Source organism: Stenotrophomonas genospecies 5 (assembly GCF_054473825.1).
The window spans coordinates 2,414,649-2,440,900 of record NZ_JBTMUW010000001.1 but is presented as its reverse complement, the minus strand read 5'-3'; the positions used below and the strand labels follow the sequence as shown (position 1 = coordinate 2,440,900).

The following is a 26,252-nucleotide window of genomic DNA, read 5'->3' as shown; positions in this document are numbered from 1 at the left end:
TCCTCAGCGTGCGGCGAGCACGCGGTTCAGCAGCTGCGCCAGATTCTCGCCGGCCAGCCGCAGCTGCGCTTCCGCCACCGGGCGGTAGCGCGCGGTGTATTCATCGCCGATCTTACGCGAGGCTGGATAAACGCCGGCTTGCATCGAAATGCGGCAGCTGGCTTCAGCCCACGCCTGCGGATCGCGCTGCGGATTGGACTGGCGCGCCAGTTTCGGCGCCGGCAGCGACCGCAGCACCGGCAGATAGCCGTTGTCGTCCAGCTTGCGGGTGTTGAGCATGCCGCTGTCCCACAGCGAATGGAGGTTGGTGCCGCGGTTGCCGTACTGCAGCTGGAAGTCGTTGCCGCCCTTGTCGTGACCGTAGCCGGCATGCATTGGCTGGTGGATGTCGCCGACCAGATGCACCACGAACTTCAGGGCCTGCAGCCTCTCGCCGTCGGTCAGGCTGCGATCGCCGAGGATCGCGCTCTGCGCCTTCAGCGCTTCGACGATGCAGTTGCCGTTGGTGCAGTGCCTGGGCGCTTCGTAGTGGCAGCCGTCTTCGGCGATGTTGACGTAATGCCAGCCGGCGGAACGGCGGCCGAGGCCCGGGTCCTTGGCACGCAGCTGGTCGGCCCAGGGCGCCACGCTGGCGAGGGTGGAACCGGGTTCGGTGGCCAGCAGGCGGTCGACTTCGGCGCGTGCAGCGGGCGAGAGGCGGGAATCCGCTACCTCAGCGACAAGGCGATGACCTTGCGCGCCCCAGGCATGGGCAGGGGCGGAGGCGGACAGCAGAGCCGGCGCGATCGCGGCGGCGAGGAACAGGGAATGCAGGGCTTTCATGCCGGCATTCTAGCGGGGCGGCGGCCGGACGCGTTTGATCCAGCATGGCCGCTCGCCACGCGCCCTTGATGCGCGGACCGTTACGGTGGCGCGGCCACGGGCGGGGACATCGCGATGAGCATCACGGACCGGCGCATCACGGCAATACATGCGGACGACGGCTTTGCCCGCGCGTTCGATGAACAGGTGGTCTGGCGGATGCGCTGGGCCTGTGCCGTTGCCGGCATCTTTTCAATCGGCTTTGCCGTGTTGGACCATTTCTGGCTTCCGCCGGATGTGCATGCACAGGTGCTGCGCTGGCGGCTCGGGCTGCTGCTGCCGGTACTGCTGGTGGCGGTAGCACTCACCTTCGTCCCAGCGTTCCGCCGCCATCTGCAATGGCTGGGGGGCGGTGCTGTGCTGATCAGCGGGCTGGCGCTGGTGACGATGATCTGGACGGCGCATCGCGCCGGCGTGGATTATCCCTATGAAGGCGTCAGCCTGTTCCTGCTGCTGAACTACTTCCTGTGTGGCCTGCGCTTCGGCGTCGCCACGCTGACCGGAACCCTGATCGCATCGGCGTTCGTGCTGGCGGAGCTGCAGGTCGGCCGGCACTGGGCGCAGATGCTGCAGAGCGTGACGTTCGTGCTGGCCAGCAACCTGGCTGGCATCTTCGGTAGTTACATCCTGGAAAGGCAGGCGCGTGCAACCTGGCGCGCCGAGCAGCGGCTGGATGCACTGGCCAACCACGACGGATTGACCGGATTGCTCAACCGGCGCGCATTCGATCGTCGTGCCAACCAGATCTTCCAGCGTTATCTCCGCCGGCCGCACGCGCGTGGCGCCTTGCGCATCGCGATGATCGACATCGACTACTTCAAGCGCTACAACGACCATCATGGTCACCCGGCGGGCGATGCGGTCCTGCATGCGGTGGCGGTGACGCTGGCCGCGCAGCTTCGCGGCGCTGACTCGGTGGTGGCGCGGTACGGCGGTGAGGAGTTCGTGGCGCTGGGGCAGTGGTCGCCAGGCGAGCCGGAAACCGCGCCGTTCGAGCGGATGCGTCAGCAGGTCCAGGCGCTGGCGATCGCCCATGCCGATTCGGACGCCGCGCCGGTGGTGAGCGTCAGTATTGGTGTGGCGCGGTGGCATGACGATGGCGCCGATTCGCTGGAGCAGGCACTGGCGCGTGCGGATGCCGCGCTGTATCGGGCCAAGGCGTCCGGGCGCAACCGGGTCGAGGTGGCCACGGATGGGTAAGCCGAAAAAAGCCCCGGCGATCACCGGGGCAACATGCTGCGGAGGATTCAGCGGTTGGCCGGAGGGCGGGGCAGGCCCGCCACGCCGGAGGCCGCGCTCAGAACTTGAAGACGTAGGAGGCGCCGTAGACCAGCGGATCGATGTTGACCGTACCGATCTTCTGGCCGTCCAGCTTCACCTTGCTGTCGATGTCGATCCAGCGCATGTCCACGCGCAGCGCGCCCTTCTCGCCGATCGCGAAGTCCACGCCGGCGTGCGCGGCCAGACCCCAGGAGTCCTGCAGCTTCAGCCGGCTGTCCTTGAGCGCGCCCGTGGTGTCTTCGCTGAAGAAGGTCGTGTAGTTCACGCCCGCACCGATGAACGGCGACACCTTGCCCTTGCTGTTGAAGTGGTACTGCACGGTCACCACCGGCGGCAGCTGCTTGGTGCTGCCGACACGGCCGAGGCCGTTGATGTTGATGTCGTGCTTGAACGGCAGTGCCGCCAGCACTTCGATGCCCAGGTTGTCAGCGATGAAGTACTCGCCGGTGATGGTCGGCTTGACGTCGTTGTCGACGTCGACCTTCAGCGTGCCACCGGCCAGCCAGCCGTTGTTCGACTTCGGTGCCACCTGGTGCACGCCGGCCGAAAGGGTCCAGTCGCCCTTGGACTGGGCCATCGCCGGGGCGGCGGCGAGGGACAGGGCGGCGGCCAGGCTGGCCACGATCAGGGGAGAGGTCTTGCGCATGGGGGTGTTCTCGTTGCGGGGTGGATGGGGCCAGTCTCGGCCTCACGCCGCGCTAACGCTTTGATCCGGATCAAATCCGGCCAGCCCGCCCGCCACCGGCCCGGTCTGGCCGGCGGTGGCCAGGCCGGGCCTGCTAGACTTGTGGGCCCTATCCACCCCGCCGCACCCGTCGCGGCTGCAGGAGCTTGAGAAATGGCAATCAAGGTTGGTATCAACGGTTTCGGTCGCATCGGGCGTAACGTCCTGCGCTCGGCGGTGCTGAACTTCGGCGACGACATCGAAATCGTGGCCATCAACGATCTGCTGGAGCCGGATTACCTGGCCTACATGCTCAAGTACGACTCCGTGCACGGTCGCTTCAAGGCTGACGTGTCGGTGCAGGGCAACGACCTGCTGGTCAACGGCAAGAAGATCCGCCTGACCCAGGAACGCGATCCGGCCAACCTGAAGTGGGACGAAGTGGGCGTGGACGTGGTCATCGAGTCCACCGGTCTGTTCCTGACCAAGGAAACCGCGCAGAAGCACATCGATGCCGGCGCCAAGAAGGTCATCCTGTCCGCCCCGTCCAAGGACGATACGCCGATGTTCGTGTTCGGCGTGAACGACAAGACCTACGCCGGCCAGGCGATCATCTCCAACGCCTCGTGCACCACCAACTGCCTGGCCCCGCTGGCCAAGGTCATCAATGACAAGTGGGGCATCAAGCGTGGCCTGATGACCACCGTGCACGCCGCCACGGCTACCCAGAAGACCGTTGACGGCCCGTCCAACAAGGACTGGCGCGGCGGCCGCGGCATCCTGGAGAACATCATTCCGTCCTCCACCGGTGCGGCCAAGGCGGTCGGAGTGGTCATTCCGGAACTGAACAAGAAGCTCACCGGCATGAGCTTCCGCGTGCCGACCTCGGACGTGTCGGTGGTCGACCTGACCGTCGAGCTGGAAAAGGAAGCCACCTACGCCGAGATCTGCGCCGAAGTGAAGGCACAGAGCGAAGGCGCGCTGAAGGGCATCCTCGGCTACACCGAAGACAAGGTCGTGGCTACCGACTTCCGCGGTGAGACCCACACGTCGGTGTTCGATGCCGAAGCCGGCATTGCCCTGGACGGTACCTTCGTCAAGCTCGTGTCGTGGTACGACAACGAGTGGGGCTACTCCAACAAGTGCCTGGAAATGGCCAGGGTCGTCGCCGCCAAGTAAGGCCGGCGAAGATCGCGCACGAACCCCGGCCTGGCCGGGGTTCGTCGTTTGAGGGACCGGCCCTGTCGTAGCATGGGGCGGTCCGACCGCCGCCGCAGGGGCGCGGGATCGCATGGGAAGGCACGCAATGGAAGCACTGATAGCCCTGGTCGTATTGATACTGCTGGCGATTCCGCTGCTGCTGGTGGTCGCGCTGGTGATGATCGCCGGCCTGCGGCGCCGGGTCGCTGCGCTTGAGAGCGCACTGGCCGATGTGTCGCAATCGCCGCGCGCTGCCGCGCCACCGCCCGGGCCCGCCCCCGTTCCGGCAACGGACGCGCCAGCCATGGAGCGACCGCGGGCTGCGGCAGCACCTTCTCCCGTGGCGGCCCATGCGCCGGAATCCTCCGTGCCGGCGCCGCCGCGGCAGGCAGCGCCGCCACCACCGCCGCTGCCGGCCACGCCGCCCCCGCCTGCGCCGCCGGTCGAGCCGGCCGGGCCGGGCTTCTTCGAGCGTGGCATCGGCGCCGTCAAACGCTGGTTCACCGAGGGCAACGTGCCGGTCAAGATCGGCATGCTGGTGCTGCTGGCCGGTGTTGCCGCGCTGCTGAAGTACGTCAGTGACCAGGGCTGGCTGGTGCTCCCGGTCGAACTCCGGCTGGCGGCCGTCACCGCTGGTGCGCTGGGCCTGCTGGCCTTCGGCTGGCATCAGCGCGAACGCCGGCGCCTGTTCGCGCTGGCCCTGCAGGGCGGCGCCATCGGTGTGCTGCTGCTGACCATCTTCGCGGCATTCAAGCGTTTTGAGCTGCTTGCGCCGGGATTTGCGTTCGCCAGTTCGATCGCGCTGGTCGCCGGCCTGTGCGTGCTGGCAGTACTGCAGAACTCGCGCACCCTGGCGGTGCTGGGCATCCTGGCGGGCTTCATGGCCCCGCTGTGGCTGTCGACCGGCAGTGGCAACCATGTCGGCCTCTTCAGCTACTACGCAGTGCTCAACGCCGGCATCTTCGCCATCGCCTGGTTCCGTCCGTGGCGCGCGCTGAACCTGCTGGGCTTCGCGTTCACCTTCGGTATCGGCACGTTCTGGGGCGTGCTTCAGTACAGGGCCGAGAAGTTCTCCAGCACCGAACCGTTCCTGCTGCTGTTCTTCGCCTTCTATCTGCTGATTCCCCTGCTGTACGCGCGCAGGCAGCCTGCCGGTCGCCGCGATCTGGTCGATGGCAGCCTGGTGTTCGGCACGCCGTTGATCGCCTTCTCGCTGCAGGCGGCGATGCTGCACGAACAGCCGATGACACTGGCACTGTGCGCGCTGGGCCTGGCGGTGATCTACGCGGTGCTGGCGCGTGCCTTGATCGCCCGGGCCTCGTATACGGTGCTGGCGCAGTCGCACGCGGTGCTGGCGGTGGGTTTCGCCACGCTGGCCGTGCCGCTGGCCTTGTCCGCCCGTGCCACCGGTGCGGTGTTCGCGCTGGAAGGTGCCGGGCTGGCCTGGCTCGGTCTGCGCCAGAGGCGCTGGCTGCCACAGGTGTCCGCTGCGCTGCTGCAGATGGCGGCGGCATTCGCCTTCGTGGCAGGTGGCAACCACTGGCACGAGGACGGGCGCCTGCTGCTCAATCCCACCGCGATCGGTGCGCTGCTGCTGGCCGTGGCGGGGTTGGCGTCGGCGTGGAGCTACCAGCGCCGGGCACGTCATGAGATCGCCCTGGTCTACTACCTGTGGGGCCTGCTGTGGTGGCTCGGCGGCTGGGTGCACGAGATCGGTCGTTTCCTCGCGCATGCCTCGCAGGCCGATGCACTGCTGGTGCTGGCGGCGGCGACCGCCTGGCTGGCAGCCGAGGTGCAGCGCCGGCAACCGGCACGTGCGCTGGGGATGACCGCACTGGCGATGCTGGCGATGGCGTTCCCATTGGCATTGGCGCAACGCCATGCACACCAGCAACCGTTCGCGGGCCACGGCGCCCTGGCATGGGCGCTGTTCGCCGTGCTGGGGGTGCGCACGTTGCTGTGCCTGCGCCAGGGCGGCGACACGGTGGCGCGCATCGCCCAGTTCCTGTGGTGGCTGCTGTGGCCATCGCTGCTTTCGCTGCTGGCCCTGTGGGGAGGCGGCGAGGCTGGCCTGGCACAGGGCTGGACGTTGTTGCTGGTGACGCTGCCCTGGCTGCTGCTGGCCGCCCTGTCACTGTGGCGCTGGGGTTGGCTGCGCTGGCCGCTGGGCCCGGCATTCGATGCCGCACGCGTGCCGCTGCAGTGCGTGCTGTTCGCGCTGCTGGCGACCGGATGGCTGCTGGGCCAGCTGCTGCCGGGCACTGCGGCACCGCTGCCGTGGCTGCCGGTGCTGAACCCGGCCGAGATGGGGCAGTGGCTGAGCCTGTTGCTGCTGGCGCGCTGGCTATACAGCGATGTGGCACCGCCCGCGCTGCGCAGGCTGCGCCTGCCGGTGCTGGCACTGGCGGGCTTCATCGCCCTGACCAGCCTGGTCCTGCATGGCGTGCACCACTGGGGGGGACTGGCCTGGAGTACGTCGATGGCGCGCTACAGCTTGGCCCAGACCAGCCTGACCGTGCTGTGGAGCGTGCTCGGCGTGATCGCCTGGGTATGGGGCTCGCGTCGTGGCCAGCGTGTGTTGTGGATGGTCGGTGCGGTGCTGATGGGCGTGGTCCTGGCCAAACTGGTCCTCATTGACCGCCAGCACCTGGGCAACCTGCTCGGGATCGCATCGTTCATCGCCTATGGCCTGCTGTGTACGGTCGTCGGCTATCTGGCACCGGCGCCACCGGGCGCGGTGCCATCCGTGGAGGAGAACCAATGAGAATGTGGAGCAGGATGGTGGTGCCGGCGATGCTGGGCCTGTTCGCCACCATGGCCGTACACGCGTCCGACTACCGCACGCAGTACGCCGAGCAGTGGCCGCTGACGCTGTCCAGTGCGCAGTCCGGCGCCTATCGGGTGGTGCTGGAACCGGCGATCTACCGCCGTGCAGGCGCAGCAGACCTGGGTGACCTGCAGGTGTTCAACGCGGCCGGACAGGCCCTGCCGTCGGCATTGCTGGCACCGGACGCGCCGCTGGCACAGCCGCCGGTGCAGCGCGAGCTGCCCTGGTTCGCACTGCCGCCGCTGGCCGATTCACAACGCAACGACCTGCAGTTGCTGACCGAGCGCGATACCGACGGCCGTGTGCGCCGGGTCGAAGCGCGTGTCGGCGCCGGAACGGTGAACGGGCAGGGCGGCTGGCTGATCGATGCCAGCGTGCTCGGCCAGCAGCCGCTGGCGGCGCTGGTGCTGGATTGGGCCGACAGTGGCCAGCCGCTGCAGGCGCAGGTGCAGCTTGATGCCAGCGATGACCTGCAGCATTGGCGCTCCATCGGTCGGGACATTCCGCTGGTGGACCTGCAGCGCGCCGGCAAACGATTGCTGCAGCGACGCCTGCAGGTTGACGGCAATGCGCGCTATCTGCGCGTGCTGCCGCAGGGCGACGCGCGACTGCCTGCCCTGCATGGCGTGCTCGCCGAGCTTCCGCCGGCACCGGCGACGTTGCCGTGGGAATGGCTGTCACTGACGCCGACAGCGCAGGGCAAGGGCGAATACACCTTCGAACTGGACGGACGTTTCCCGATCGCGCGCGCCGATGTCGCCAGTACCGACAACAGCCTGGTGCAGTGGACGCTGTTCAGCCGCGACGATGAAGGCGCGCAGTGGCAACGACGCAGTGCACCGTGGATCGCCTATCAGTTGCAGCAGGGAACGCAGGGCCCGCGTCAGCAGTCGGCGGCGCAGGTGCTGGGCGATGTGCACCGCGACCGCTACTGGAAGCTGGTGGCAAGCCCGGCGGAGATCGCCGGCGCCCCCACCCTGCGCCTGGGCTACCAGCCGGAAGTGATGGTGTTCCTGAGCCAGGGCGCTGCGCCCTATGCACTGGCGGTGGGCAGCGCGACGGCGCGCCGCGCGGAGGCGCCGATCGGGGTGCTGATCGAGGAACTTCGCCAGCGCAACGATCCGGCCTGGCAGCCGACGCTGGCACGCCTGGAGGGCCGTCCCGAGCCGCTGGCCGGAGACGCAGCGCTGGAACCGCAGCGGGACTGGAAGGCCTGGCTGCTGTGGGCGCTGCTGGGCGTGGGGGTCCTGGTCGTGGGCGGTCTGGCGGTCAGCCTGCTCAGGCAGAAGCCTTCGCCTTCGGCGTAGATCCCGATGAATCCCGGCCGCGCATGGAGCGGCGCTGCGGCCGGCGCCATCCGTTCTGCCGCAGCCGATACAATGACGGTCTGCCGAACGCCGGCACCCCGTCCCTGAGCCCAAGAGTTGCCCATGTCCATCGTCCGCATGACCGACCTCGACCTCTCCGGCAAGCGCGTGCTGATCCGCCAGGATCTGAACGTGCCGATCGAGAATGGCCGCATCACTTCCGAACAGCGCATCACCGCTTCGCTGCCGACGCTCAAGCGCGCACTGGAGCAGGGCGCGGCGGTGATGGTCACCTCGCACCTGGGCCGGCCGAAGGAAGGCGTGTGGAGCGAAGCCGATTCGCTGGCACCGGTTGCCGCACGCCTGTCCGAACTGCTGGGTCGCGAGGTGCCGCTGGTGCGCGACTGGATCGACGGCGTCGAGGTGCAGCCGGGCCAGCTGGTGCTGCTGGAAAACTGCCGGATGAACGTCGGCGAGGGCAAGGATGACGAAGCCCTGTCGAAGAAGTACGCCGCGCTGTGCGATGTGTTCGTGATGGATGCCTTCGGTACCGCGCACCGCGCGCAGGCGTCCACCCATGGCGTGATCCGTTTCGCCCCGGTCGCCGCGGGTGGCCCGCTGCTGATGGCCGAGCTGGATGCCCTGGCGCAGGCGCTGGACGCACCGGCCAAGCCGCTGCTGGCCATCGTGGCCGGCAGCAAGGTCAGCACCAAGCTGGAACTGCTGGCCAATCTGGTGGGCAAGGTCGACCAGCTGATCGTGGGGGGCGGCATCGCCAACACCTTCATCGCGGCTGCCGGCTACAAGGTCGGCAAGTCGCTGTACGAGCCGGACCTGCTGGACACCGCCCGGAAGATCGTTGCCGACGCCAAGGCGCGCGGGGCCGAGATTCCGCTTCCGGTGGACGTGGTCACGGCCAAGCAGTTCCTGCCCGACGCCATTGCCGAAGTGAAGGCCGTGGATGCGGTCGCCGAAGATGATCTGATCCTGGACATCGGTCCGCAGACCGCTGCCCAGTACGCGCAGCTGATTGCGAATGCCGGCACCGTGGTCTGGAACGGCCCTGTCGGCGTGTTCGAGTTTGAAGCCTTCAGCAAGGGAACCGAAGCGCTGGCGCGTGCCATCGCCACGTCCCCGGCATTCTCCATCGCCGGCGGTGGCGACACCCTGGCAGCGGTCGACAAGTTCGACATCGCCAAGGACGTGAGCTACATCTCCACCGGTGGCGGCGCGTTCCTGGAATTCCTGGAAGGCAAGACCCTGCCGGCCGTGGCCGCGCTCGCCGCGCGCGGCGCATGAACCCGGACGGCACCCAGGCCGGTTCTGCCCACCCGGCACCGGAAGAACGCGCGACGCTCTTCTTCGACCTGGACGGTACGTTGATCGATTCGCAGGTGGGCATCACCACCTGCATCGCTTATGCGCTGCAGAAGATGGAGCATCCGGTGCCGGCGCGGGAAACCCTGCTGGGCTGGATCGGGCCTTCGCTGCGCACCACGTTCGCGCCGCTGTTCATCGAACCGGCGCGGGTGGAGCAGGCCGTCGGGTACTACCGCGAGCGCTTCGATGCCGAGGGCTGGCGCGAGCACACGGTGTACCCCCAGGTGGAGGACGCCCTGCGCACCTTGCATGCGCGTGGCCACCGCCTGGCGGTGGTCACCGCCAAGAACGAGCCGCACGCGCGCCGGATCCTGGCCCATCTGCCCTTCGGCGGATTGTTCGAGGACATCATCGGCTCGACCCTGGATGGTTCGCGCAGCCACAAGCCCGAGCTGGTCGGCGAAGCGCTGCGCCGGCTGCAGGTGTCGCCCACGCAGTGCTGGATGATCGGCGACCGTCGCATGGATATCGAGGGCGCGCGTCACCACGGCCTGCGAAGCATCGGCGTGCTGTGGGGGTTTGGTGGCGAAGCGGAACTCACTGAAGCCGGTGCGGGCCAGCTGGCACGCGAGCCGGTCCAGCTGACGACACTGTTGGCCTGATGCCTCTTTACCGGTCGCGGCGTGCCATGCCCGGCGGCTTTGCCCGAAGCCCGCCGGGCATGGCCCGACGCGACCGGGCACCCTGCGCCGGCGTATGTCCGGGCGATGTCCGTTACATGTCCCGCAGAGTCAGGCAGCACAAGGTTGTAACCGCATACATGGGGCGTGAAGGATGTGCTAATTTCCGTGCTTTAACGGGAGAGGCCCATTCACCATGTTCGAGCGTCAGCGTCGCACCAAGATCCTAGCCACCCTCGGTCCGGCCACCGATCCGCCGGGCGTGCTGGAGGATCTGTTCCGCGCCGGCGTCAACGTGGTGCGCCTGAACTTCAGCCACGGTGACCCGTCCGGCCAGGCCAAGCGTGCCGCCGACGTGCGCGCTGCCGCACAGCGGGTGGGCGTGGAAGTGGGCATCCTGGCCGACCTGCCGGGCCCGAAGATCCGCATCGAGCGCTTTGCCGAAGGCAAGATCCATCTCAAGGCGGGCGACCGTTTCGATCTGGTCGCCTCGCCCAACGCACCGGCCGGCGATGCCACGCAGGTGGGCGTGAGCTACCTCGGCCTGCCGCAGGACGTTGGCCCCGGCGATGTCCTGCTCCTCGATGACGGCCTGATGCAGCTGCAGGTCGTCGAGGTGCAGGGTGAGCGGATCATCAGCACCGTGCTCAACGACGGGGTGCTGTCTGATCGCAAGGGCCTGAACAAGCAGGGCGGTGGCCTGTCGCTGGGCGCGTTGACCGAGCGCGACAAGGAGCTGATCGGGATCGTCGCCAAGATCGGTGTCGACTTCATCGCCGTTTCCTTCTGCCGCAATGCGCAGGACATGAACGATGCCCGCGCGATCGCCGAATCGCACGGCTGCTACGCCGCGCTGGTGTCCAAGATCGAGCGCACCGAAGCGATCGAGAACCTGGAGGAGATCGTCGAGGCCAGTGACGTGGTGATGGTGGCGCGCGGCGACCTCGGCGTGGAAATCGGCGATGCCGAACTGCCGGGCCTGCAGAAGAAGATCATCAAGGCTTCGCTGGCGCAGAACAAGGTGGTGATCACTGCCACCCAGATGCTGCAGTCGATGGTGGAAAGCCCGATCCCGACCCGCGCGGAAGTGCTGGACGTGGCCAACTCGGTGATCGACGGCACCGATGCGGTGATGCTGTCGGCCGAAACCGCTGCCGGTGCGTATCCGGTCAAGGCCGTGGAGGCGATGGCGCGCATCTGCCTGGGCGCCGAGCGCCAGTTCCAGACCGAGACCGACTTCAATGCGTCGCCGCGCAACCTGGAGCGCGCCGACCAGGCCATCGCGATGGCGACCATGTTCCTGTCCCAGCACGTGGGCGTGCGTGCCATCGTGGCCATGACCGAGTCCGGCGGTACCGCGCGCTACCTGTCGCGCTTCCGTGCCAAGGCACCGGTGTTCGCGGTGACCCGCCATGACGGCGCACGCCGGCAGATGGCGCTGATGCGCGATGTGTTTCCGATCAATTTCGACAGCCGTGGCCTGACCCCGCGCGAAGCCGCACGTGGCAGCATCCGCCTGCTGGTCGAATCGGATCTGCTGCAGGCCGGCGATCGGGTGGTGTTCACCAGCGGTGAGCACATGGAAACCCACGGTGCGACCAACACCCTGCGCCTGCTCGAGGTGGGCGAAGACGGTCGCGCCAGCGGTCTGGGCGATCTTTAACCGCTGCGGAACCGGGTCGGAGCCCCACCGGGGCTCTGACCGGAACGCCGCAGGACAGCGCCTGTCCTGAACGGACATTGGAATCGTTTCCAGTCTGGCCTCCACGTCGAGGCCACGGGCTGCGGGGCTATACTTACGTTTTTCCCGCACCCGCCACAGGAAGTACATGAGCATCGAACAGCTGGCTGAAACCGCCCAGGCCATGGTTGCCCCGGGCAAGGGCATCATCGCGATCGACGAATCCACCGGTACCATCGCCAAGCGCTTCGCCGGCGTGGGCATCGAGAACACCGAGGAGAACCGTCGCGCCTATCGCGAACTGCTGCTGACCACGCCGAAGCTCAACGAGCACATTTCCGGCGCCATCCTGTACGACGAAACCATCCGCCAGTCGACCAAGGACGGCGTGCCGTTCGCCAAGTACATGGCCGACCACGGCATGATTCCGGGCATCAAGGTGGACAAGGGTGCGCATCCGCTGGCCGGCTGCCCGGGCGAGCTGGTGACCGAAGGCCTGGACGGCCTGCGCGAGCGCCTGCAGGAGTATTACAAGCTGGGTGCGCGCTTTGCCAAGTGGCGCGCGGTCATCAACATCGGCGAGAGCATTCCGTCGGGCACCTGCATCGAATCCAACGCCCATGCGCTGGCCCGCTACGCCGCGCTGTGCCAGGAATGCGGCCTGGTGCCGATGGTCGAGCCGGAAGTGATCATGGACGGCGACCACGACATCGAGACCTGCTACGAAGTCACCGAAGCCACCCTGCGTTCGCTGTTCGACGCCCTGTATCAGCAGAACGTGCTGCTGGAAGGCACCATCCTGAAGGCTTCGATGGTCATCTCGGGCAAGGACTGCGAAGAGCAGGCCGACGTCGAGGAAGTGGCCGAGTCCACCGTGATGTGCCTGAAGAGCACCGTGCCGGCGATCCTGCCGGGCGTGGTGTTCCTGTCCGGCGGCCAGAGCGATGAACAGTCCACCGCCCACCTCAATGCGATGAACCAGCTGGGCAACCTGCCGTGGCCGCTGAGCTTCTCCTACGGCCGTGCCATGCAGCAGGCGGCACTGAAGCTGTGGGCCAAGGATATGAAGGGCAACTACGCCGCCGCGCAGAAGACCGTGTTCGAGCGCGCCAAGGAAAACGGCCTGGCTGCACTGGGCAAGTGGAACGGTTGATCGGTTCCATCGCAGGATGAACAGGGCAACGCCGGCCTCACGCCGGCGTTTGCTTTTGCGGGTATCTTTTCCGCCTCCCGCGGGCCCGGCCGGCCCGGGGGACACACATGGAAGGCCAAGGAGAAAAAACATGCGTTTGGCAGCAATCACGCTGGCCGTTGCTACGGTCCTCGCCGCAGGCGGTTGCAACCGCTCCGGCAGCAATGCGGATGTGGGCAAGGCCCCGTCGCTCGAGTTCGACAAGCCCGTTTCCGGCGAGATCACCTCGCGCAGCGGCATCAATTTCAATGACGGCAGCCACCACCAGCTGTACCAGATCACGCTGGAGGACAAGCAGCTGGTGGGCATGAAGCTGACCGGTGCCCTCAGTGGCTCGATTGCCGTGTTCAACAATGGCAGCCTGGTCGCCAGCAGCCGCACCGGCTATGAGCGCAGCGGGGATGTATCGCTGGCGTTCCGCGCCAACGGCGCCGGCACCTACCAGGTGGCGGTCAACGCCGACAGCCCGACCGCCTACGGCCCGTATCGCCTGCGGGTGGAGAAGCTGGTGCCCTACGACGGCAAGCCCATCGCAGGCAGTGGCGAAGTCGTCGACATGCTGGTATCCGGATCGCAGGACTACACCCTGCAGGTGGACAAGGCCGGCCTCTATGAGGTCAACCTGTCGTCCGATGCGTTCGATACCGTGCTGAAGCTGAAGGGCGGCGAGATCGACGCGGAAAACGACGATGGCGGTGACAGCACCAATTCGCGCCTGTCGCTGCCGTTGCAGCCCGGCAAGTACACGCTGGGCGTGCGCGGGCTGGACGACGACGCGTCCGGCACCTTCAAGCTGACCGTCGCCCGCACCGAGCTGCCGGGCAACATCGTCGAGCGCGATGGTACCCAACTGCCGCAGTCGGGCAGCGTGTTCACCATGCTCGACAGCGAAGGTCGCCGTCGCTTCCTGCTGACACTGGAGCGTCCGGGCGACGTTCGCCTGGATGCGATCTCCGGTCAGGTGGACACCGTGCTGCGTGTGGTCGGCGGTGACGTCGAGCTGGTCGACGACGACGGCGGCAACGGCACCAACGCGCGTCTGCAGGAATCGTTGCCGGCCGGTCATTACACCGTCGATGTTTCCAGCCTCAGCGACGAGCAGGGCCTGGTCGAGGTGCGCGTGCAGATCGATGGCGCCAGCGCTGCCGGCGCCGCGGCGTCGGCGGCCCGCGCAGCGGCGGATGCGGCGGCCGTGCCGGATGACGCCGCAGTCGACGCGGCCAGCCGCTGACGCGTCCAGGGGCACTGCCGCAATGAAAAGGCCGGGCATTGCCCGGCCTTTTCTTCAGTGCCGCCGCCCCGTGTTCAATGCGCGGCAGCGAAGCCGGTATCGCCCAGTGGCGGCAGCAGCGTGCCGCGCACTTCGTTGTCCGCGTTCTGCCCGGCACTGGCCAGGGCCTGCTGATACGCCTTGGCCGTGGCGGTATTGAAAGCAACCAGCACGATCCGCATCGGCTGTGCATGGCTGCGTTGCCACGCCAGGGTTTCCGTCACGGCGATCTGCGCGGCCTGGTACAGCGGATAGCCGTACACGCCACAACTGATGGCCGGGAACGCGATCGACTGCACCCCGAGCGATTCGGCCAGCTGCAGCGACTTCCAGTAGCAGTTGGCCAGCAGCGCGGGTTCATCGCGCAGGCCGTCGTGCCAGACCGGGCCCACCGTGTGCAGCACGTGCCGCGCCGGCAATGCATGGGCGCCGGTGGCGCGCACTTCACCGGTCGGGCAGCGCACGCCTGGGCGCAGTTCCGGCAGTTGCCGGCATTCGGCCAGCAGGCCGGGGCCGGCGGCACGGTGGATCGCACCGTCCACTCCGCCGCCGCCCAGCAGCGATTCATTGGCCGCGTTGACGATCGCATCCACCGCCAGGGTCGTGATGTCGCCCTGCCACACTTCGATCTTCATGCGTCCGTCTCCTGCCTGTCGGATGTTCCGCGCAGTACCTGCGGCGGCTGTACCCAGCGTAGGGGACAGGCCATCGATGCTGCGTCATGACCGTCTCACGCGCTGCGATCCGACGGTCTTCACGCACGATGGCGGTCGCCACCTTCACGCAGGCTGAAGCAGAAAGGGGTCAGAGCCTTTTCCGGATGGAAAAGGCTCTGACCCCATGTTTCCGAGGTGCGCCGTCAGGGTCAGAGCCCTCTCCCGGACGGGAAAGGGATCCGACCCTGTGCATCACGGCAGGCCGGCCAGCCAGTCGTCGTCGGAACCTTCGTTCACGTCGGCGAACAGGGGCGTGGAGAAGTAGCGCTCGCCGGTATCCGGAAGCATCGCCAGGATCACCGAACCCGGCTCGGCGCGGCTGGCCACATCCAGCGCGCTGGCGACCGAGGCGCCGGCGGAGATGCCGACGAAGATCCCTTCCTCGGCGGCCAGCCGGCGCGCGGTGGCGATGGCGCGTTCGTCGTCCACGCTCAGCAGCTCGTCCACCACGTCGCGGTTGAGCACGTCCGGCACGAAGTCCGGCGTCCAGCCCTGGATCTTGTGCGGCTTCCAGTCATCGCCCTTGAGCAGCGCGGCGCCGGCTGGCTCGGTGGCAATGATGCGGGTCTGCGGCCGTGCGACCTTCAGCACCTCGCCGACACCGGTGAGGGTTCCGCCGGTTCCCCAGCCGCTGACGAAATAGTCCAGGCGCCTGCCGGCGAAGTCGCGCAGGATCTCCGCCGCCGTCGTGTTGCGGTGGTAGGCCGGGTTGGCCGGATTGGCGAACTGGCTGGCGAGGAACCAGCCATGCTGTTCGGCCAGTTCGCGCGCCTTGCGCACCATGCCGCTGCCACGTTCCGCCGCCGGGGTCAGGATCACCTTGGCGCCGTAGGCACGCATCAGCTTGCGGCGTTCCACCGAGAACGTCTCGACCATGGTCGCCACGAACTTGTAGCCACGGGCGGCGGCCACCATCGCCAGCGCCACGCCGGTGTTGCCCGAGGTGGCTTCGACGATGGTGTCACCCGGCTTGAGCAGGCCACGGGCCTCGGCGTCGAGGATGATCGCCAGCGCCAGGCGGTCCTTGACCGAGCCGCCGGGATTGAACGACTCGACCTTGGCGTAGAGGCTGACCTGCGGCGGCGCCAGGCGCTGCAGCTTGACGATGGGGGTGTTGCCGACGGTGTCGAGGATGGAGTCGTACAGGGCCATGGAAGCGCTCCGGAGGCGGGGCCGCGCCAGGACGGCGGGCGGAAGAGGGAGGGCTGGCTGTTCACGCCAGCGGCTGCCGGCTGACCGTAGCGCCGGCATATGACGCCCGGAAATGACCAGATGCCTTTCTTAAACAACCTTTGGTTATAAGCTGGTGACGGTAATTGACCCTAGAGTGGACCTCCGCCCCTGCTGCCTGCCCGCCCATGACGCTGACCCAGCTGCGCTATCTGGTCGCCATCGCCGACGCCGAGCTGAACATCACGCTGGCTGCCTCGCGCGTGCACGCCACCCAACCCGGCCTGTCCAAGCAGCTCAAGCAGCTCGAGGACGAGCTGGGCTTCCTGTTGTTCGTACGCAAGGGTCGCAGCCTGGAGTCCGTTACCCCGGCCGGTACCGAGGTGATCTCCCGCGCGCGCGCCGTGCTGGCCGAGGCCAACAACATCCGCACCTACGCGGCCAACCAGCGCCGCGAAAGCCAGGGTCAGCTGATTCTGACCACCACCCATACCCAGGCGCGCTTCGTGCTGCCGCCGGCGGTGGCGGCGATCAAGCAGGCGTATCCGCAGGTCAGCGTGCACCTGCAGCAGGCCGCCGAAGCCGATGCGCTGGATCGGTTGAACCAGGGTGATGCGGACATCGCCATCATCAGTACGGCCGGTGGGGAGCCTGGCGATGGCATCGCCGTACCGTTGTTCCGCTGGCGGCGGCTGGTGGTGGTGCCCAAGGGCCATCCGCTGGATCGCGCGGGCCGCGCACCGGACCTGGCGGCGCTCGCCCGCCAGCCGCTGATCAGCTATGAATCGTCCACGCGCCCCAACTCGTCGCTGCAGCGTGCCTTTGCTGCCAACGGGCTGGTTCCGGATCTGGCGCTGACTGCGCTGGACGCCGATCTGATCAAGACCTATGTGCGTACCGGCCTGGGTGTGGGCCTGCTGGCCGAAATGGCGGTCAGTTCCCTCGACGAAGACCTCAAGGCATGGCCGGCACCCGCTCCGATCGCCGAGTGCATCGCCTGGGCGGTGCTGCCGCGTGACCGCGTGCTGCGCGATTACGCGCTGGAGCTGGTGCATGTGTTGGCGCCGCAGATCGATCCGCGGGACCTGCGCCGGGTACTGGACGGCAACCAGGTGGCCGCGTGGCCGCTGCCGCCGACCTGGGAATCGCTGACCCAGACCATCACGGTGTGAGGGTGCTCGGGCAGGGCTGCGCCCTGCACCTGCGAAGAACTGGCGCAACAGCAACAACGCGGCCAGGCCCCGATGGATCGGCCGCGGAGAGGAACAACCGGATCGGATCCCCGCCAGGATCCGACCCGGTCCGACGCCCTCCGCCGGACCTGTCCGACTCTACGGCAGCAGCACGCCCAGCGGTCGCCCGGATACATCCCGACATACGCCGACACCGCCGCACAGACCCTTGCATGGAACGGGTTCAGGCCGCTATCGCGACGCCGGTTCCACGCCGGTAAACGCTTGGCATATACCGCCTTCGCGGGGGGATGCCTACACTCGGCGGCCGTGGATCAATCAGGACCGTTCATGTTGGCTCGTATCGCTTCGACCCTGGCCCTTGGCCTCAGCCTGGCCGTCCTGGCCGGGTGCGCAGGCAAACAGGAGGCCGCCGCGCGACGGCAGGGGGAAGCGGTGCCGGTCACCGCGCAGATCGTGCAGCCCACGCAATGGAACGACACCCTGCAGGCGCTGGGTACGGCCAAGGCGCGGGAGTCGATCAGCGTCACCGCCAAGGTCAGTGAGATCGTGGAGAAGGTGCACTTCGAAAGCGGCCAGCAGATCGCTGCGGGTGCGCCGATCGTGACTCTGCGCGGCCAGGCCCAGGAAGCGGCGCTGGTGCAGGCGCAGGCCACCTTCCACGAGGCCGACCAGCTGTACCGCCGGCAGCGCGAACTGGCCACGCAGCGGTTGGTGTCCAGCGCCACGCTGGATACGCAGAAGTCGATCCGCGATGCCGCCGAGGCCCGTGTCGCGCAGATGCAGGCCGACATCGGCGACCGTCGTGTGCGTGCGCCGTTCGCAGGTGTGCTGGGTATCCGCCAGGTCAGCCCTGGCACGCTGCTGACGCCGACCACGGTGATTGCCACCCTGGACGACATCGAGCGCATGCACGTCGATTTCCAGGTGCCCGAAGTGGAACTGGCCGCGCTTTCGGCGGGCGACAAGGTCAGCGCGACCAGCGTCGCGTGGCCGGGGCGCACGTTCGAAGGAGAGGTCACCACCATCGATGCACGTATCGACCCGGCCACCCGCGCGGTGACCGTGCGGGCCGACTTCGCCAACGCCGACCATGCGCTGCGCCCGGGCATGCTGCTCGATGTGCGCCTGTTCCGCCCCGAGCGCCCGGCGCTGGTGATCCCGGAGATCGCGGTGGTGCAGGTGGGCCGTGACAGTTTCGTGTACCGCATCGGCGCCGACGACAGCGTCGAGCGCGTGGACGTGGTCACCGGCGCGCGCCGTGCCGGCGTGGTCGAGATCAAGCAGGGGCTGGCCGCGGGCCAGCGCATCGTGGTCGACGGCACCGGCAAGCTGCGCCCGGGTCTGAAGGTGGCCGCCCGTGATGCGGCGCCGGCCAGCGGTGCCAAGCCTGCCGATGCGCCTGCGCCGGTCGCGACCGAGGAACAGGGCGGATGAAGCTGTCCGACGTTTCCATCCAGCGGCCGGTGTTCGCCGTAGTGATGAGCCTGCTGCTGCTGGTGCTGGGCATCATGTCCTTCACCCGCCTCACGCTGCGCGAACTGCCGGCCATCGACCCGCCCATCGTGTCGGTCTCGGTCGACTACACCGGTGCCTCGGCAGCGGTCATCGAAAGCCGGATCACCCAGGTGCTGGAAGATGCGCTCGCCGGCATCGAAGGCATCGATACCATCAACGCGCGCAGCACCAACGGCCGCTCGCAGGTCAGCATCGAGTTCACCTCCAACCGCGATATCGAGGCCGCGGCCAATGACGTGCGCGATGCCGTCAGCCGGGTTGCCGACCGCATGCCGGAAGAGGCGCGCCCGCCGGAGATCGCCAAGGTCGAGAGCGATGCCGATCCGATCATCTGGTTCAACATGGTCTCCTCGACCATGGATACGCTGGAGCTGAGCGACTACGCCGACCGCTATGTGGTCGACCGCTTTTCCAGCCTCGATGGCGTCGCCCAGGTCCGTATCGGTGGTCGCCAGCGCTATGCGATGCGCATCTGGCTGGACCGCGATCAGCTGGCCGCGCGTGGACTGACCACCGGTGATGTGGAAACCGCGCTGCGCAACGAGAACGTGGAACTGCCCGCCGGGCGCATCGAATCCACCGACCGCGATTTCACCCTGCGCGTGGAACGCAATTACATCAAGCCCGAAGACTTCGCGACCATCCCGCTGGGCAAGGGCAGCGACGGTTACGTCGTGCGCATGGGCGACGTGGCGAAGATCGAGCTGGCGTCGGCCGAGCGCCGCGCCTATTACCGCAGCAATGGCGAGCCGGGCATCGGCCTGGGCATCGTCAAGACCTCCACCGCCAACTCGCTGGACGTCGCGCGCACCGCGCGCGCCGAAGCCGAGCGGGTCGCGTTGACGCTGCCCAAGGGCACGCAGATCTTCGTTGCCTTCGACAACACCACCTTCATCGAAGCGGCCGTCGATCGCGTCTATGCCACATTGGTGGAGGCGATGATCCTGGTGCTGGCGGTGATCTGGCTGTTCCTCGGCAGTTTCCGCGCAGCGCTGATTCCGGCCGTGACGGTACCGGTGTGCCTGGTGGCCGCGTTCATCGCGCTGTACGCGTTCGATTTCTCGATCAACCTGCTGACATTGCTGGCGCTGGTGCTGTGCATCGGCCTGGTGGTCGACGATGCGATCGTGGTGGTGGAGAACGTGCAGCGCCGGATCGATCTGGGTGAGCCGCCGCTGGTGGCGTCCAAGCGCGGTACCACGCAGGTGGCCTTCGCGGTGATCGCGACCACTGCGGTGCTGGTGGCGGTGTTCCTGCCGGTCGGGTTCCTCGAGGGCAACACCGGGCGCCTGTTCCGCGAGCTGGCGGTGGCGCTGGCCGCGGCCGTGGCGCTGTCCGCGTTCGTGGCGTTGACGCTGACACCGATGATGGCCTCCAAACTGCTCAAGCCGCATACCGGGCAGGCGCCGCGGGGCCTGCATGGCTTCGTCAACCGCAACCTGGAGCGGCTGGCCGGCGCCTACGGCCGCATCCTGCAGCGCCACGTCGACCGTACCTGGATCTACCTGCTGGTGATGGCGGCGGCATTGGCTGCCAGCTGGCTGCTGATCAAGGTGCTGCCCTCGGAGCTGGCGCCAGCTGAGGACCGCGGTTCGTTCCAGATCATGATCGACGGCCCGGAAGGCGCAGGCTACGACTACACCGTGCAGCAGGTGCAGCAGGTCGAAGCGATGCTGGCGCCCCACGTGGGAGCAGACAAGCCGATCGTGCGCGCCAACCCGCGCGTGCCCGGTGGCTGGGGAGCGAGCGAGGAAATGCACACCGGCCGGGTGAGCATCTTCCTGCAGCCGTGGCGCCAGCGCAGCGAAGGCACCCCGGAGGTCGCCAATGAGCTGCAGAAGGAGCTTGACACCATCCAGGGCGTGCGCGTGCGCACGCAGGTCGGCGGTGGCCTGGTCCGCAGCGGCGGCCAGCCCTTCCAGATCGTGCTGGGAGGCCCGGAGTACGCCGAGATCGCGCAGTGGCGCGACCGCATCCTGCTGCGCATGGCCGACAATCCCGGCCTGGTCGGCCCCGACTCGGACTACAAGGAAACCCGCCCGCAGATGCGGGTGAACATCGACCGCCAGCGCGCGGCCGACCTGGGCGTGCCCGTCACCGCAATCGGCTCGGCGCTGGAAACGATGATGGGCTCGCGTCGCGTCACCACCTTCGTCGACAACGGCGAAGAGTACGACGTTCTGGTCCAGGCGGGCCGCGACGGACGCGCCACGCCGGCCGATCTGGCCGCGATCCGCGTGCGTGCCACCTCCGGTGAGCTGGTGCCCTTGTCGAACCTGGTCACCCTGAGCGAGGTTGCCGAGGCAGGCACCTTGAACCGCTTCAACCGCCTGCGCTCGATCACCATCAGCGCCGGCCTTGCGCCGGGCTACCCGTTGGGCGAGGCCATTGCCTGGGCACAGAACGTCGCGCGCGAGGAGCTGCCGCAGTACGCGCAGGTGAACTGGAAGGGCGAGTCGCGCGAGTACCAGAGCGCCGGCGGTGCGGTCCTGCTGACCTTCGCCATGGCCCTGCTGGTGGTGTACCTGGTCCTGGCCGCACAGTTCGAGAGCTTCATCCATCCGCTGACGATCATGCTGACGGTACCGCTGGGCGTGCTCGGCGCGCTGGTCGGCCTGTGGTTGAGCGGGGGCACAGTGAACCTGTTCAGCCAGATCGGCATCGTGATGCTGGTCGGCCTGGCGGCGAAGAACGGCATCCTGATCGTCGAGTTCGCCAACCAGCTGCGTGACGACGGCCGCAGCGTGCGCGAGGCCATCATCGAATCATCGATGGTGCGCCTGCGTCCGATCCTGATGACCTCCATCGCCACCGTGGTCGGCGCGATTCCGCTGGTGGTGGCCGGTGGACCGGGTTCGGCGAGCCGTGGCACGATCGGTATCGTGATCATCTTCGGCGTCACCCTGTCCACCTTCCTGTCGCTGTTCGTGGTGCCGGCGTTCTACGCACGGCTGGCCCCGTACACGCGCTCGCCGGAAGCAGTGAAGCGCGAGCTGGAAAAGCAGGAAGCAGCGTCGCCCTCGGTGGGCGGGCATGCCTGACCGTCGCGCCGACGGGGGCGGATCCCTTTCCCCGCAGGAAAGGGCCCCGACCCCAGTGCTGCGCGGCGACGGTTTCCAGCTGCGTCCATGGCGCGGCGGCGACCTCGAATCGCTGCTGCGTCATGCCAACGATGCCGAGGTGTCACGGGGTCTGCGCGACCGCTTCCCCTATCCCTACACACGTGAGGACGGTGAGGCGTTCCTTGCCGGTCGCGTGTTGACCCCGGGCACCCTGGCACTGGCCATCGAGATCGACGGCCAGGCCTGCGGCAGCATCGGTGCCCAGCCGGGCGTGGCCGAGCGTGGGCATACCGCCGAGCTGGGCTACTGGCTTGGTCGGGCGTACTGGGGGCGGGGCATCATGATCCGCGTGGTGGGCGTCTTCGCGCCGTGGGTGATGGACGAACTGCGCCTGTTCAGGCTTCAGGCCACCGTGGTGGACTTCAATCTGGGGTCGGCCCGGGTGCTGGAAAAGAACGGTTTCCACGAAGAGGGTGTGGAGCGCTGCGCCATCTACAAGCGCGGCACCCTGCATGACCTGCGCCGGTTCGCGCGGGTGCGCACCGAGCTGCCCTGAACGGCGCCGGGCATGGCCCGGCGCTACCCGCGGCGGAACCGGTAGCGCCGGGCCATGCCCGGCGGATGCCTTCCGGCGCTATCGCAGCGACCTTCGATCAGGGAGAATCGACCGGTCCCTTCCAGCCGACGGGACGTCCATTCACCCCGCCGACTGGAGAGAGCGCGCGTGGAAGCTACCGTACATTTCGTCAACAGCATCATCTGGAGCAAGGCACTGATCTTCGTGTGCCTGGCGGCCGGCCTTTATTTCAGCGTCCGCACCCGCTTCATGCAGATCCGCGGCTTCGTGGAAATGTGCCGCCTCACCGTCAAGGGCGAAAAGTCCGACGCCGGCGTTTCTTCGTTCCAGGCCCTGGCCATGTCCATGGCCGGGCGCATGGGTATCGGCAACATCGCCGGCGTGGCCACGGCCATCGCCTTCGGTGGCCCCGGTGCGATCTTCTGGATGTGGGTGATGGGCTTCCTCGGTGCATCCACCTCGTATGTGGAATGCACCCTGGCGCAGATCTACAAGACCAAGGATGCCGAAGGCCGCTACCGTGGCGGCCCGGCGTACTACATTGAAAAGGCGATGGGCCTGAAGTGGTATGCCATGGCCTTCGCCATCGCCACGATCATCGCCGCCGGCTTCCTGATGCCGGGCGTGCAGGCCAATGCCATCGCCGACAGCATCATCAATGCCTGCCGTGGCGGTGCGCTGTGCGGGCCGCTGGATGGCCAGGCCTTCGGCATGGAATCGGTTGCCGCGCTCAAGCTCGGCATCGGCATCGTGGTCGCGCTGCTGCTGGGCGTGGTGATCTTCGGCGGCGTCAAGCGCATCGCCACCTTCGCCGAGATCGTGGTGCCGTTCATGGCGGCGGCCTTCATCCTGATGGCCATCGTCATCATGATCCTCAATGCCGACCAGGTGCCGGAGATGTTCGGCATCATCTTCAACAGCGCGTTCGGCACCCATGCGGCGTTCGGCGCGATGATGGGCCTGGCGATCGAATGGGGCGTCAAGCGCGGCATCTACGCCAACGAAGCGGGACAGGGCTCCGGCCCGCACGCGGCAGCGGCGTCGGAAGTCTCGCATCCGGCCAAGCAGGGCTACGTGCAGGCGTTCGCGATCTACTTCGACACCATGATGGTGTGCACCGCCACCGCGTTCCTGATCCTGGCCAGCGGTACCTACAACGTGTACTCGCCGGTGGAAGGCGCGGCTCCGGTGTTCCAGGGCCTGGCCGGCATTCCGGAAGGGGCGGGCTATGCGCAGGCCGGCGTTGAAGCCGTGCTGCCGGGTTGGGGCGCGTCGTTCGTCTCGCTGGCGATCTTCTTCTTCGCCTTCACCACCATCATGGCGTACTACTACATGGCCGAGACCAATCTCAGCTATGTGAACCACAACAAGCACCGTCCGCTGACCGTGTTGTGTCTGCGCCTGGGCATCATCGCCATGGTGGTGTTCGGTGCGTTCCACAACGCGACCCTGGCCTGGGGCCTGGGTGACATCGGCGTGGGCCTGATGGCCTGGCTGAACATCATCGCCATCTTCATCATCCAGAAGCCCGCGATGCTGGCGCTGCGCGATTACGAACGACAGAAGAAGCTGGGCCTGGATCCGACGTTCGATCCCGATGCACTGGGCATCCGGAACGCCGATTTCTGGCGCCAGCGCAAGCAGGAGAACGTGTAAGTGAACAACCCCTGGAACAACCGCCGCCCGTCCGCTCGTCCGCCGCGCGCCACACCGTTGCCGCGCACGGACCTGCCGGCAACGGGCGGCGGTGGACGCGGAGGCAGCGATGAGCTGCGCCTGTACGGCCTGAATGCCGTGCTGGCCGCGTTCGCAGCGCGGCCGCAGGCACTGCGCAAGCTGTATCTGCTGGAGGCCCGGATTCCGCGCCTGCAGCCGCTGTTGAAGTGGTGCGTGGCCAACCGCGTGGGTTACCGCGTGGTCGAGGAGGGCGATCTGAACAAGCTGGCCGGCACCACCCACCACGAAGGCGTGGTGGCCGACGTGCTGCGTGCGCCGACCGTGCCGCTGGCGCAGTGGCTGCAGCAGATCGGCGAAGGCCCGTCACTGGCGCTGTGGCTGGATGGCGTAGGCAATCCGCACAACCTCGGCGCGATCCTGCGTTCGGCGGCGCACTTCGGCGCGAAGGCGCTGCTGTTGCCGGCCGGCAGCACGCTGGCGCTGTCCGGTGCGGCTGCCCGCGTGGCCGAAGGCGGTGCCGAAGCAGTGCCGCTGGTGCAGCTGCCTGCGACCCCGCAGGCGATGGCCCAGCTGCGCGATGCTGGCTTCGGTCTGGCGGCCACACTCGTCGATGGGGGTGACGATGTATTCCGCACGTCGCTGCCGGCGCGTCTGGTCTACGTCATGGGCGCCGAAGGCGAGGGGATGGACCGCGACCTGGCCGGTGAATGTGACCTGCAGGTCTCCATTCCCGGCAGTGGCGCGGTGGAGAGCCTCAATGTGGCCTCGGCCACCGCAGTGCTGCTGGCGCAGTGGGCGAGCCGTCGCGACGGCTGACGGACCGATCGCCGCCATCGGCTGCCAGGACCCGGCCCCCGTGGCCGGGTTTCTTTTGCGCGATGTGCCGGCGGGACCACCGCGGACGTTGTGCAGCGTCAAGGCAGCTTAAGGCGGATAACGTCGTCTCGCGTTGCGTACAGCCTGATTTTTCCGATCAAGCATGCTTTTGAAACTTGCCTCATTGTTGCGCCCTCTTGCTCGACGCAGGTTGGAGTTCCATTCCTGTCAGGCAAGGTGGTCCACATGCATGGTCGTCATCGTTGCGCCCTCGGCGCGCTCCTCTCGCTGTCAAGCCTGCTTGCGTCGGTCGATGTGTATGCCGGCGCACGCAGTCTGGAAGGCGTCAATTTCACGGGTCCGCTGATCACCCCGAATCCGGCCGGCATGCCGAAGGGGCACGGCTACATCGAACCCTATCTGGTACGTGTCGACAGCCGTGATCACTTCGATGACCGTGGCCAGCGCCAGCGCAGCGGTGAACGTAGTGGCGGCTGGACGGTGGTGGTGCCCATCGCCTATGGATTGGGTGAGCGGATCACCGGCCAGGTCAACCTGAGCGCGTCGCGCGCCGAATCCGGTGCCGCCCACAGCCGGGGTTTCCGCGCGGGTGACACCACTGCGCGCCTGCAGTATCTGCTGCAGGCGGCCAATGCGGATGGCACCCGGCCCGCGGTTTCAGTAGCGCTCGTGCAGCGCTTCAGCACGGGCAGCCATGACCGCATCACCGGCAATCCGCTCGACGCGCAGGGTGACGGCGTGCAGCGTACCGTTGCCGCGCTGGGCGTGCAGCAGGTGGTGTGGCTGGGCAACGAGCGGCCACTGCGCTGGCGTGCCCAGCTCAGCGCGGGTCCGGCGCCTTCCCGCACGGCCCTCACCGGTGCCAGCGTGTACGGTACCGCCGCGGGCTTCCAGGGCCACATCGCGCGCGGTTCGGTACTGGGCCTGTCGATCGGCGCCGAATACAGCGTCAACCCCCGCTGGGTGGCGGTGATGGAAGTGGCGGCCAGCCGCGAGACCCGGCAACGCCTCAGCGGCTTCGCTCCCGGCGCGGACGGCGCCATCGCGCGCGTCGACGAATGGCGCCCGGCCAGCCGTACGCTGACTTTCGCCCCCGCGTTGCAGTACCACTTCAGTCCCTCGCTTGGCCTGATCGCCGGCGTGGAGGTCACGGTGGCCGGCCGCAATGCCGCCCGCCTCATCAGCCCCCAGGTCGCCCTGGGCATGTCCTTCTGAGGGG

The 26,252-nt window shown here is 67.6% G+C and carries 20 protein-coding genes; 16 read left to right on the top strand and 4 right to left on the bottom strand.

Annotation, left to right across the window (positions count from 1 at the left end; translation table 11 throughout):
- Positions 1-3 precede the first annotated feature (3 nt).
- The gene (locus tag ACX9OW_RS11260; RefSeq protein WP_277381049.1) at positions 4-822 is read right to left on the bottom strand and encodes a S1/P1 nuclease; all 819 of its coding nucleotides are present in this window, start codon (positions 820-822) and stop codon (positions 4-6) included.
- Positions 823-936: 114 nt separating this feature from the next.
- On the opposite strand from ACX9OW_RS11260, the gene ACX9OW_RS11255 reads away from it, so the two are divergent.
- Positions 937-2,061, top strand: a complete 1,125-nt coding sequence (locus ACX9OW_RS11255) for a GGDEF domain-containing protein (RefSeq protein WP_053518485.1) — start codon at positions 937-939, stop codon at positions 2,059-2,061.
- Between the two features lie 97 nt (positions 2,062-2,158).
- Here ACX9OW_RS11255 and ACX9OW_RS11250 read toward each other — a convergent pair whose 3' ends face one another.
- The gene (locus ACX9OW_RS11250; protein WP_053518487.1) at positions 2,159-2,788 is read right to left on the bottom strand and encodes an OmpW/AlkL family protein; all 630 of its coding nucleotides are present in this window, start codon (positions 2,786-2,788) and stop codon (positions 2,159-2,161) included.
- Positions 2,789-2,980: 192 nt separating this feature from the next.
- Between ACX9OW_RS11250 and gap the strand changes: the two genes are divergently transcribed.
- The 8 genes from gap (at position 2,981) to ACX9OW_RS11210 (ending at position 14,244) form a co-directional block, all read left to right on the top strand.
- Complete coding sequence (gene gap, locus ACX9OW_RS11245) at positions 2,981-3,985, top strand: type I glyceraldehyde-3-phosphate dehydrogenase (RefSeq protein ID WP_053518489.1); 1,005 nt, start codon at positions 2,981-2,983, stop codon at positions 3,983-3,985.
- A gap of 127 nt (positions 3,986-4,112) precedes the next feature.
- Positions 4,113-6,770 carry a DUF2339 domain-containing protein gene (locus ACX9OW_RS11240; protein ID WP_459062273.1) on the top strand — a complete coding sequence of 886 codons (2,658 nt, stop codon included), beginning with the start codon at positions 4,113-4,115 and terminating at the stop codon, positions 6,768-6,770.
- Positions 6,767-8,140, top strand: coding sequence for a DUF3999 domain-containing protein (locus ACX9OW_RS11235; protein WP_193396514.1), 1,374 nt, complete (start codon positions 6,767-6,769; stop codon positions 8,138-8,140). The genes ACX9OW_RS11240 and ACX9OW_RS11235 overlap by 4 nt, the downstream gene beginning before the upstream one ends.
- Positions 8,141-8,263: 123 nt before the next feature.
- Entirely contained in the window at positions 8,264-9,439 is a 1,176-nt protein-coding gene (locus tag ACX9OW_RS11230; RefSeq protein ID WP_053518495.1) for a phosphoglycerate kinase, read from the top strand.
- Positions 9,436-10,122 carry an HAD hydrolase-like protein gene (locus tag ACX9OW_RS11225; protein WP_053518497.1) on the top strand — a complete coding sequence of 229 codons (687 nt, stop codon included), beginning with the start codon at positions 9,436-9,438 and terminating at the stop codon, positions 10,120-10,122. The genes ACX9OW_RS11230 and ACX9OW_RS11225 overlap by 4 nt, the downstream gene beginning before the upstream one ends.
- 214 nt (positions 10,123-10,336) lie before the next feature.
- Positions 10,337-11,803 (top strand): pyruvate kinase, encoded by a 1,467-nt coding sequence (pyk, locus tag ACX9OW_RS11220; protein WP_065175757.1) that lies wholly within the window; start codon positions 10,337-10,339, stop codon positions 11,801-11,803.
- 166 nt (positions 11,804-11,969) lie between these two features.
- Complete coding sequence (locus ACX9OW_RS11215; protein WP_053518502.1) at positions 11,970-12,974, top strand: class I fructose-bisphosphate aldolase; 1,005 nt, start codon at positions 11,970-11,972, stop codon at positions 12,972-12,974.
- 130 nt (positions 12,975-13,104) lie between these two features.
- Positions 13,105-14,244: an ABC transporter substrate-binding protein gene (locus ACX9OW_RS11210; protein ID WP_065175758.1), complete on the top strand. Its 1,140-nt coding sequence runs from the start codon at positions 13,105-13,107 to the stop codon at positions 14,242-14,244.
- Between the two features lie 74 nt (positions 14,245-14,318).
- On the opposite strand, the gene ACX9OW_RS11205 is transcribed toward ACX9OW_RS11210, so the two are convergent.
- Together ACX9OW_RS11205 and cysK are read right to left on the bottom strand one after the other, a co-directional pair.
- A complete protein-coding gene (locus ACX9OW_RS11205; RefSeq protein ID WP_053517092.1) occupies positions 14,319-14,918 on the bottom strand; it encodes an O-acetyl-ADP-ribose deacetylase in 600 nt (199 codons plus the stop codon).
- Positions 14,919-15,191: 273 nt separating this feature from the next.
- The gene (gene cysK, locus ACX9OW_RS11200) at positions 15,192-16,151 is read right to left on the bottom strand and encodes a cysteine synthase A (protein ID WP_459062272.1); all 960 of its coding nucleotides are present in this window, start codon (positions 16,149-16,151) and stop codon (positions 15,192-15,194) included.
- A 206-nt stretch (positions 16,152-16,357) separates the two neighbouring features.
- On the opposite strand from cysK, the gene ACX9OW_RS11195 reads away from it, so the two are divergent.
- From ACX9OW_RS11195 to ACX9OW_RS11165, 7 genes are all read left to right on the top strand, one after another.
- Positions 16,358-17,341, top strand: a complete 984-nt coding sequence (locus ACX9OW_RS11195) for a LysR family transcriptional regulator (protein WP_053517088.1) — start codon at positions 16,358-16,360, stop codon at positions 17,339-17,341.
- Between the two features lie 351 nt (positions 17,342-17,692).
- Positions 17,693-18,799: an efflux RND transporter periplasmic adaptor subunit gene (locus ACX9OW_RS11190; protein WP_053517087.1), complete on the top strand. Its 1,107-nt coding sequence runs from the start codon at positions 17,693-17,695 to the stop codon at positions 18,797-18,799.
- Positions 18,796-21,921 (top strand): efflux RND transporter permease subunit, encoded by a 3,126-nt coding sequence (locus ACX9OW_RS11185; RefSeq protein WP_065181659.1) that lies wholly within the window; start codon positions 18,796-18,798, stop codon positions 21,919-21,921. The genes ACX9OW_RS11190 and ACX9OW_RS11185 overlap by 4 nt, the downstream gene beginning before the upstream one ends.
- The gene (locus tag ACX9OW_RS11180) at positions 21,914-22,498 is read left to right on the top strand and encodes a GNAT family N-acetyltransferase (protein WP_459062271.1); all 585 of its coding nucleotides are present in this window, start codon (positions 21,914-21,916) and stop codon (positions 22,496-22,498) included. The genes ACX9OW_RS11185 and ACX9OW_RS11180 overlap by 8 nt, the downstream gene beginning before the upstream one ends.
- Positions 22,499-22,666: 168 nt before the next feature.
- The gene (locus ACX9OW_RS11175; protein WP_065175761.1) at positions 22,667-24,175 is read left to right on the top strand and encodes an alanine/glycine:cation symporter family protein; all 1,509 of its coding nucleotides are present in this window, start codon (positions 22,667-22,669) and stop codon (positions 24,173-24,175) included.
- On the top strand, positions 24,176-25,012 hold the full coding sequence (locus ACX9OW_RS11170; RefSeq protein ID WP_065175762.1) for a TrmH family RNA methyltransferase: 837 nt from the start codon (positions 24,176-24,178) through the stop codon (positions 25,010-25,012).
- A gap of 246 nt (positions 25,013-25,258) precedes the next feature.
- Positions 25,259-26,248: a hypothetical protein gene (locus tag ACX9OW_RS11165; protein ID WP_111186758.1), complete on the top strand. Its 990-nt coding sequence runs from the start codon at positions 25,259-25,261 to the stop codon at positions 26,246-26,248.
- The last annotated feature ends 4 nt before the right edge of the window (positions 26,249-26,252 follow it).

What these genes read in the sequence shown, in the direction of transcription:
- ACX9OW_RS11210 (WP_065175758.1), top strand. Translation starts at nt 13,105, where the DNA reads ATGCGTTTGGCAGCAATCACGCTGGCCGTTGCTACGGTCCTCGCCGCA.
- gap (WP_053518489.1), top strand. Translation starts at nt 2,981, where the DNA reads ATGGCAATCAAGGTTGGTATCAACGGTTTCGGTCGCATCGGGCGTAAC.
- ACX9OW_RS11250 (WP_053518487.1), bottom strand. Translation starts at nt 2,788, where the DNA reads ATGCGCAAGACCTCTCCCCTGATCGTGGCCAGCCTGGCCGCCGCCCTG.
- ACX9OW_RS11255 (WP_053518485.1), top strand. Translation starts at nt 937, where the DNA reads ATGAGCATCACGGACCGGCGCATCACGGCAATACATGCGGACGACGGC.
- pyk (WP_065175757.1), top strand. Translation starts at nt 10,337, where the DNA reads ATGTTCGAGCGTCAGCGTCGCACCAAGATCCTAGCCACCCTCGGTCCG.
- ACX9OW_RS11185 (WP_065181659.1), top strand. Translation starts at nt 18,796, where the DNA reads ATGAAGCTGTCCGACGTTTCCATCCAGCGGCCGGTGTTCGCCGTAGTG.
- ACX9OW_RS11240 (WP_459062273.1), top strand. Translation starts at nt 4,113, where the DNA reads ATGGAAGCACTGATAGCCCTGGTCGTATTGATACTGCTGGCGATTCCG.
- ACX9OW_RS11180 (WP_459062271.1), top strand. Translation starts at nt 21,914, where the DNA reads ATGCCTGACCGTCGCGCCGACGGGGGCGGATCCCTTTCCCCGCAGGAA.
- ACX9OW_RS11195 (WP_053517088.1), top strand. Translation starts at nt 16,358, where the DNA reads ATGACGCTGACCCAGCTGCGCTATCTGGTCGCCATCGCCGACGCCGAG.
- cysK (WP_459062272.1), bottom strand. Translation starts at nt 16,151, where the DNA reads ATGGCCCTGTACGACTCCATCCTCGACACCGTCGGCAACACCCCCATC.
- ACX9OW_RS11205 (WP_053517092.1), bottom strand. Translation starts at nt 14,918, where the DNA reads ATGAAGATCGAAGTGTGGCAGGGCGACATCACGACCCTGGCGGTGGAT.
- ACX9OW_RS11230 (WP_053518495.1), top strand. Translation starts at nt 8,264, where the DNA reads ATGTCCATCGTCCGCATGACCGACCTCGACCTCTCCGGCAAGCGCGTG.
- ACX9OW_RS11260 (WP_277381049.1), bottom strand. Translation starts at nt 822, where the DNA reads ATGAAAGCCCTGCATTCCCTGTTCCTCGCCGCCGCGATCGCGCCGGCT.
- ACX9OW_RS11235 (WP_193396514.1), top strand. Translation starts at nt 6,767, where the DNA reads ATGAGAATGTGGAGCAGGATGGTGGTGCCGGCGATGCTGGGCCTGTTC.
- ACX9OW_RS11215 (WP_053518502.1), top strand. Translation starts at nt 11,970, where the DNA reads ATGAGCATCGAACAGCTGGCTGAAACCGCCCAGGCCATGGTTGCCCCG.
- ACX9OW_RS11225 (WP_053518497.1), top strand. Translation starts at nt 9,436, where the DNA reads ATGAACCCGGACGGCACCCAGGCCGGTTCTGCCCACCCGGCACCGGAA.
- ACX9OW_RS11165 (WP_111186758.1), top strand. Translation starts at nt 25,259, where the DNA reads ATGCATGGTCGTCATCGTTGCGCCCTCGGCGCGCTCCTCTCGCTGTCA.
- ACX9OW_RS11190 (WP_053517087.1), top strand. Translation starts at nt 17,693, where the DNA reads ATGTTGGCTCGTATCGCTTCGACCCTGGCCCTTGGCCTCAGCCTGGCC.